This is a genomic window from Clostridium senegalense JC122, assembly GCF_000285575.1.
Taxonomy (GTDB): domain Bacteria; phylum Bacillota; class Clostridia; order Clostridiales; family Clostridiaceae; genus Clostridium_J; species Clostridium_J senegalense.
Genome location: NZ_HE611056.1, coordinates 24,080 through 32,348 on the forward strand (window position 1 = coordinate 24,080; position 8,269 = coordinate 32,348).

The following is an 8,269-nucleotide window of genomic DNA, read 5'->3' on the forward strand; positions in this document are numbered from 1 at the left end:
CTCTTAATGTAAAATTAAAGAGATTTACCTCTAGTTAAGTATTTTATTGTCACAAGTTTAGATGAAATCTCTTCCACCCATGTATGGTCTTAGCACTTCTGGTATTGTAATTGTTCCATCTTCATTTTGATAGTTTTCAAGAATTGCAGCTACAGTTCTTCCTATAGCAACACCTGATCCATTTAATGTATGAATGAAGTTTGGTTTTCCATTTTCATCTCTATATTTAATATTTGCACGTCTAGCTTGGAAATCTTCAAAGTTACTGCAGCTTGATATTTCTACATATCTATTATAGCTTGGCATCCAAACTTCTAAATCATATTTAAATGCAGCAGTAAATCCTAAGTCTCCTTTACATATTCTAACTATTCTGTATGCTAAACCTAATGCTTGTAATACACTTTCTGCGTCTTTAACTAATTTTTCTAATTCTGCATAAGATTCTTCTGGCTTAACAAATTTAACAAGTTCTACTTTATTAAATTGGTGTTGTCTTACAAGACCTCTAGTATCTCTTCCAGCTGATCCAGCTTCTGCTCTAAAACATGCACTATATGCTGCGTGTTTTATTGGTAATTTTGCACCATCTAAAATCTCATCTTTATATAGGTTTGTTACAGGAACTTCTGCTGTTGGAATTAAGTAGTAGTCAGTGTCTGCTACTCTAAATGCATCCTCTTCAAATTTTGGTAATTGTCCTGTTCCTATCATACTATTTCTATTTACCATGTATGGTGGTAATATTTCTGTATATCCATTTTCATCTACATGTTTATCTAAGAAAAAGCTTATTATTGCTCTTTCAAGTCTAGCTCCTAAACCTTTATAAACTGTGAATCTTGAACCTGTAATTTTTCCACCTGCTTCGAAATCTAATATATCTCTGTCAGTTCCTATTGTCCAGTGTTCTTTTGGTTCAAAATCAAACTTTCTAGGTTCTCCAAATTTTTTAACCTCTACATTATCCTCATCAGTATCTCCATTTGGTACATCTGGATGTGGTATGTTTGGTATTCTTAACATTATATATTTTATTTTTTCATCTATTTCATTAAGTTCTACATCAAAACCTTTTATCTTATCTGCTAATTCTTTCATTTCAGCCATTATTTCATCAACTGGTAGGCCTTCTTTTTTTAATTTTGGTATTTTTGCAGAATCTGTATTTCTTTTATTTTTTAACTCTTCAACTTCAACAAGTATGTCTCTTCTTCTTTGATCTAAAGCCACAACTTCATCTATAACTGAAACATCAAAGTTTTCCCCTCTATCATTTAATGCTGTTTTTATTGCTTCTGGATTATTACGAATTTTTTTTAAATCTAACATGATATTTCCTCCTAATGTTTTATTTTTTTGTATAAAAAAAAGAGCAACCCATCCCTAAACAGGGACGGATAAACTCCGCGTTGCCACCCTAATTGAATAACCATATGGTCATTCCTCTTAATTTAAATAACGACTATGCCGTACTGCTCATCACAGTCCCTCAGAGGCGGATTCATAAAATTTAATATACTAGTTTACACCAACCACTAGTTCTCTTTGATACTAAAAATTTATTACTATTCTCATCAACGGTTTGTTTTTTTATTAACTTTAAAATCATTTTAATCTGTATTTTGAATTTTGTCAAGCTATTCTAAATATTTTTTTTATATTTTTTGTAGCCACTATGTCAACCCCTGTATTTAGTATGTTTTTACATACTATATCCCCAATATTTATAGGCGGTCCTACATGTATTCTACATAAAGCTTTAGAACATTCAATCCAAAAATCTTTTTTTATTGGTTTAGTACTTTTTACCGGAACCAAACAATAAATATCTGAACCTTTTACTCTTACTACCGTAGTAAATATATCTTTATTTTCCATGCTAATTCACCTTTACATTGTATCAAATTCTTTAATTCTATTTAAAACAATTTTAGAATTTTTTGTATTCTTATCTATATCTAACATTGACTTATTAGTTTCCCTTGCCAAAATATCTGTTATTATTTGATTGCAATAAGCCCCTCTACAATTTCCAAGTCCAGCACTTGTTCTTCTTCTTACCCCTTCAAGGGTTCTTGCACCTAAGGGTCTTCTTATAGCATCAACTATTTCACCTTCTGTTATACCCTCACATAAACAAACTATTTTACCATAATTTTCATCAAGTTTTATTATTTTATTTCTCTCCATATTATTTAAATCTTTAAATTTATAGTACTCTCTTCGTCTATCTATAAAGTCCTTTTTTAATATGCAATTGAAATTATTTACAACTATTTTGCAAACTATCTCTGCTATGGCTGGTGTCATTGTGACCTTTCCAAAATGCTTCACTACCACATTTAAGTAACCATCTTCCGATATGCTATCATCAATTACAACTGGCTCATCATATAAAGTCCAATCTAATACCATTTTAACTTTATGGCTATCAAAAGATCCTAAAATAGATGATAATTTATCTATAACTTTATTATAACTTATATTTTTTTTAGTGCTTACTGCTCCTATTATATTCCCATCCATTGTAGGTCTTATATATCTTCTTTCTTTACTATCTACATCAAATATTATATTAGAATATGAGTTTTTATAATTTTTATTAACCATAATATATTTTAAATTATTTTTTACAGCATCCTCTATAAAATTACTATTTAAATCTTCACCAAGATGCTTCTCTGCAGTAGTATTTATAACAATTTTACATGTGAATTTATTTCTACTAGTTTCAACTCTAAAACCTTTAGATATCTTTTCTATACTTAGAACTTCTTCCTCTAATCTAAATTTAACACCATTATCAAAGGCAATTTCACCATATGCTAATACTAAATCATAAGAACAAACTACACCTGTATTAGGTAAATATACCGCTTCTTTAATATCTTTATCTAAATTAGGCTCAAATTTAAATATTTCATCACCTTTTAAAAGTTTCACATCACTTATGTTTTTAAGTTTTGCTCTTTCATACATGTTTTTAATATATGTTGATTGTTCTTCATCTTTTGCAATATACAAAGATCCCATTCTTTTAAAGGGCACATTAAATTTTTCAGTATACTCATCAAACATTAAATTTCCCTTTCTTATTAGTGATGAGCTAACACTATCATTACATTCTAAACCATCATATACTGTTGCACTATTGATAAGAGCAGCATCTGCTCCTATATCATAATCTTTTTCTATTACTGCTATATTTAAATTATATTTTGAAAGTTCATAGGCTACAGCGCATCCTATCATTCCGCCACCTAGAACTAATACATCGTAATCCATATATCCTCCATATTACAAATTTTTAAATGCTCCATCTTAATATGATTGGAGCATTTAAAATATCTTTTATCTATTTCAATAATTGATCTAATTTTTCACCTAAATCATTTATATAATCACCATATTTGCCCCATTCCCCTTGCTTTTGTGATTCTATAGCTTTATTATATATATCTTTAATTTCATTTAATTCATTTTTATTTAAATTAGATTTATTATTCTCATCTTTACCTTTATCCTCATAGTTAAATAATTGAACTAATGCTTCATCTACACTTGGTGCTAATACAATTTTATCTGAATATCCAACTATAACATTTCTCATTTCTGGAATACTTTTCTCTCCTGCAGCTCTTAGATATAATGGTTCTACATATAGTAAAGAGTCCTTTATAGGAACTATTATAGTATCTCCAAATTGAACTTCTGAACCTTTTGTATCCCAAAGAGAAAGCTCTTTTGAAATTTCTGGGTCTTGATGTATTTTCTTTTGAAATAACATAGGACTGTATACAGTACCTCCAGTTGGAAATTTATATAAAAACATTTTACCATAGTTTTCATCATCCATTCTTACTCCAAACATAGATACCATATTATCTCTGCCCTTTGTATTAAAATACTCCAGAACAACCATTTCATCCTTTTCTTCTCCAGGTAACCTCATTATAACATATGATGCATCTCTTTCTTTTTCTTCTTCATTAATTTTTTCTTTATTGCTTGAAATAGTCCAAACATCATCACCATTATAAAATATTCCTGCATCTTTTACATGATATTTTCCAAGTACTCTTGATTGTATATTAAATAAGTCTTCTGGATACTTAAAATGTGACTTTAAATTACTAGGCACTTTATCTATAGACTTAAATAATTCAGGAAAAATTTTAGAATAAGTTTGAGCTATTGGGTCACTACTGTCAGATATATAAAAGTTTGTAGTTCCATCATAAGCATCTATAATTACCTTAACAGAATTTCTAATATAATTAATTCCGTCAATTGGTTGAGAAAATGGAAATTTATTACTTACTGTATATCCATCTAATATCCAATATAATTTACCATCTTCCACTACAATATATGGGTCTTTATCATATTTTATAAATGGAGCTATTTTTTTAGCTCTTTCCGTGATATTTCTATTAATTAATATTTTACTATCTTTTGTTATATCTTGTGAAAGTAAAAACTTAGGGTTTTTATATTTTATTGCAAATATAAATCTATTAATTAAATTCATTCTTATTCCAGCATTTCCATCATAATTATTAGTGATGTTTTCTCCACGCATAGGATAATCTATTTCTCCTAATTTAGTGTTTACAATGCTATAATCATTTGTACTTTCACCAAAATATATTCTAGGATTATCTAAATTTAAATCAGTTTTATTTTCTATAGGAATATTTCCAATAACAAAATCAGGCTGTCCTTCACTTGTAACTGAATTTACTTTACTCATTGTAACACCATAACCATGAGTATATGCCAAATGCCTATTTTGCCATGTATTAGAATTTTCATCTAGTTTATCTAAATCCAATTCTCTAGCAGATATAAAAACTTGACTATATTTATTATTAATATTATATCTATCAATGTCCATATCTTTAAATCCATAATAATATCTTATATATTGAAATTGATTATTAAATTCTAAAGCTGGTTTCACTGAATTAATTTTTATATTATCAATTATATCTTTACTTTCCGCTATATCTTTTCCCATTAAGTTATTGTTTACATCAAAGTTGTTTTCTTCTATATCATCTATATTAAAACCTAGTTTTGTATACTTTATATTTTGCTCTATATAAGGCTTTTCCAATGTTTTTTCATTAGATTGCACCACAAATCCTTGTACTCCTATAGATGCTATATTTTCTCCTATTATTAAAATTGCTATTAAACAAACAGACATAAATATTGGCTTAAATTTTTTTCTCATTACACTTAAAAATACTACTACAGAGCAAACTATCGATGCTATTGATATAGCTCTATAGAATTTCAAACTTACCTTAGCATCTGTATAGCTAGTACCAAAAACTGTCCCTCTTGGAGAGTAAACTAAATCCCATCCTTTTACCATATAACCTATTGCTAAAAAAATCATTATTAATGCTGTTAAAACAGCTAATTGTTTTCCAGCAAAAGTTGTCATTCCACTTTTAAAGTCTTTTATTATATTATTTTTTACTATCTTATTTTTTATTTTATCCTTTGTAACAAAAGACATATATATTATAAATGTAATTATAACTAACATTACAACTAATATAATCCCCATATTATACAAAGACCTTATAAGTGGTAATTTAAATATAAAGAAAGATATATCTTTATTAAATATAGGGTCAGCAATGTTAAAATTAGTAGAGTCCTTAAACTCTAATATTTTATACCAATATGAAAAAGAAAATATAAAAGAAATTATTAAAGATATAATACCATTTATAAACAAAAATTTGTTTAATTTCTTTTTCTCATCTTTTCTATTTATTTCTATTACCTTTTTAACTTTCCTTATATTAGGTCTTAAACTTAAATAATATAGTGTAATTGCTATAAATATTATCATAAATATAGGAATCATAAGTTTTAATATTGATACTACTTGCTTAAAGTAAATAGGTAAATATCCAATTTCTTTAAACCATTGATAGTCTACTATTATACTTATACCTGATACTATTGCACCTAATATAATAGCTATTACTATAAGACTATATGCTCCTATTCTTTTTTTACTCGCCACCTTATCACCTCTTAATTATCTATTAAAATATTTTCATTCTTTAACTCTTTTAAAATATTCTCCATATCTTCAATACTATCTACAGTTATAGTATGTATATGTATTCCATTAGTTAATTTAAATAATGGTTCTACTTCCGACTTATCAAATTTATCATTAAATTTTTCAACATCATTCAAATTTTTAATCATCAATATAGCTTTTATTTCTCCATATAATGGATGCTCTACTATTACATCCTCCACTGTACCTCCATATTTAACTACGGTTTTTAATTCTTTATATACATCTTCTCTATCATGATTTACTGCTATCACCCTTCTAATTCTAGTGTTTTCATACCTCGTAATTAAGTATCCTTCTGGTGTAGCTATTATATTATTTCCTTCCGCTCTTAATATAGCTATATCTTTTACTATAACCTGTCTTGTTACATTAAATTTTGTTGCCAATTCTTGACCTTTTATCGGTAGTTTACTTTCTAAGAATATAGCTTTTATATCCTCTCTACGTTCTTTTGAACTCATAAGATCCTCCTTTGATTTTATCAATTTTTTGACTTTAGTTTGTTTTTAATTTTTGTCATCACTGGCCCTTAAAATGTTTATTTCTACATTATCGACATCATAGTTATGATGATTTCTAACTAAATTTAAAAACTCTTTGCTATAATTATTCTCTTTAAGTAGTTTATATCCCTCTTTATCATGATTATAATATATGTCTATAGCTTTAATATTATCTAAATTTTTAAGTTTACCTTTTGAAAATTTATCTAGAATTACTAAAATAGACTTTTGTATTGGATTTAAATTTTTTTAATCTTTCCAATATCATGCAATAAGCCTGCTTTTATTAAATCATTTTTTATAATACTTAAATCTTCATTTTTTATGTTGTTTTTTAGAAAAAAAATCTTTATATCTTTAGCTACATCAATGCAATGCTTTTGGTCATAAACCTTTAATTTGAAAAATAACTCTTTTTCTTTATCACTTAAGTAGTTATTAATAAAAATAATATCATCTTCAGTGACTTTTGCAGTTATTGCTTTGAAAAACTGACCAACTCTATAAAAAAACATAATATTCTCCTTTTTATTTAACACTATATTCAATAATACATCTTAACAATATTTTTTTAAACATTATAACTTTATTTTCAAAAATAAAAGCTATAAATTTAGCTTTAAAATATATTTTTATATTGATTATTTTCTCTAAAAAATATATTTATATTATACTAAATTTATAGCTTTAAACTTAAATTAGTTTATTTCTATAGCCCCCATATTATTTTTAATATCAACATTAAACCTTTTATTTATAGTTTTATCTTCTACAATTTTAAAATTATTTTTAATTTTCCCCATATCATTAGAAGTTTTTAAATCTATATTTTTTCCTTCATTTTTAACTTTTAGTTTTACTAACCCCATATCATTTTCTAATATTAAATTTCTATTTAAAAATTCAAAAGATGCCTCAATAGATCCAGCATTAGATACAGCAGTCAAGCTACCATATTCTACATCCTCTTTGTTATTTACAATATATTTAATGCCACCCATATCACTAGTTAATTTTCCATTTAAACAGTCTACATTATATATTTCTAATTTTCCCATGTTAACACTAGCATTAATATTATTAGCTATAAAATATTCAGTAGAATTTATTTTTATGGATCCTAAATCTGAACTTAAATCACCATCTGAAAATAGAACATTATCTAATTCTATATTTCCCAAATGATTTGTTACATTTAGTTTATTAATTTTAAACTCCTTCGGAATTTCTAACAATATTTTGTATCCACCTTTATTATTTTTCATATTTTCACTATTGACACTCTCTATATTTAAAGTATCTTCTTTTATATTTATATCACCCTTATATTTATAATCTACACTAACTTTTAATTTATCTATATTTTTATTCTCTTTTATTTGTATATTAGATAAATCACTTTTTATAGAAATATTTTTAATTTCATCTAAATTTAATTCTTTCTCTAAATGTTTAGCATTACTATCCTCAATATTATTAAAAACATCTTCAACATCATTGATTATATATTTCGAAAATTTCCCTAAATCTATATTTGCATTTTTTAATTCATTTAAATTAAATGTCTTTATGGAAACTATTAATCCTATTGTAAAGGTGCAAAAACATACTATAGCCATAACTTTTAGAACTTTATTAAATTTTTCAT

The 8,269-nt window shown here is 26.1% G+C and carries 7 protein-coding genes and 1 other annotated feature; all 7 genes read right to left on the bottom strand.

Annotated features, from left to right (window positions below; translation table 11 throughout):
- Positions 1-57 precede the first annotated feature (57 nt).
- Entirely contained in the window at positions 58-1,332 is a 1,275-nt protein-coding gene (serS, locus tag CSGHG_RS18785; protein ID WP_010299639.1) for a serine--tRNA ligase, read from the bottom strand.
- A gap of 57 nt (positions 1,333-1,389) precedes the next feature.
- Positions 1,390-1,590 (bottom strand) — a binding site (T-box leader).
- A 45-nt stretch (positions 1,591-1,635) separates the two neighbouring features.
- On the bottom strand, positions 1,636-1,881 hold the full coding sequence (locus CSGHG_RS23490) for a DUF1667 domain-containing protein (protein WP_010299640.1): 246 nt from the start codon (positions 1,879-1,881) through the stop codon (positions 1,636-1,638).
- Between the two features lie 12 nt (positions 1,882-1,893).
- Complete coding sequence (locus CSGHG_RS18795) at positions 1,894-3,288, bottom strand: NAD(P)/FAD-dependent oxidoreductase (RefSeq protein ID WP_010299641.1); 1,395 nt, start codon at positions 3,286-3,288, stop codon at positions 1,894-1,896.
- Positions 3,289-3,358: 70 nt separating this feature from the next.
- Positions 3,359-6,052 carry a UPF0182 family protein gene (locus tag CSGHG_RS18800; RefSeq protein ID WP_010299642.1) on the bottom strand — a complete coding sequence of 898 codons (2,694 nt, stop codon included), beginning with the start codon at positions 6,050-6,052 and terminating at the stop codon, positions 3,359-3,361.
- Positions 6,053-6,063: 11 nt separating this feature from the next.
- Positions 6,064-6,579, bottom strand: coding sequence for a transcription repressor NadR (locus CSGHG_RS18805; RefSeq protein ID WP_010299643.1), 516 nt, complete (start codon positions 6,577-6,579; stop codon positions 6,064-6,066).
- A gap of 281 nt (positions 6,580-6,860) precedes the next feature.
- Positions 6,861-7,136 carry a hypothetical protein gene (locus tag CSGHG_RS24940; RefSeq protein ID WP_010299644.1) on the bottom strand — a complete coding sequence of 92 codons (276 nt, stop codon included), beginning with the start codon at positions 7,134-7,136 and terminating at the stop codon, positions 6,861-6,863.
- A 183-nt stretch (positions 7,137-7,319) separates the two neighbouring features.
- Positions 7,320-8,269 (bottom strand): DUF4097 family beta strand repeat-containing protein (locus CSGHG_RS21500; protein WP_010299645.1); only part of this gene is annotated, 950 nt, incomplete at its 5' end.

What these genes read in the sequence shown, in the direction of transcription:
- CSGHG_RS24940 (WP_010299644.1), bottom strand. Translation starts at nt 7,136, where the DNA reads ATGTTTTTTTATAGAGTTGGTCAGTTTTTCAAAGCAATAACTGCAAAA.
- serS (WP_010299639.1), bottom strand. Translation starts at nt 1,332, where the DNA reads ATGTTAGATTTAAAAAAAATTCGTAATAATCCAGAAGCAATAAAAACA.
- CSGHG_RS18805 (WP_010299643.1), bottom strand. Translation starts at nt 6,579, where the DNA reads ATGAGTTCAAAAGAACGTAGAGAGGATATAAAAGCTATATTCTTAGAA.
- CSGHG_RS18795 (WP_010299641.1), bottom strand. Translation starts at nt 3,288, where the DNA reads ATGGATTACGATGTATTAGTTCTAGGTGGCGGAATGATAGGATGCGCT.
- CSGHG_RS23490 (WP_010299640.1), bottom strand. Translation starts at nt 1,881, where the DNA reads ATGGAAAATAAAGATATATTTACTACGGTAGTAAGAGTAAAAGGTTCA.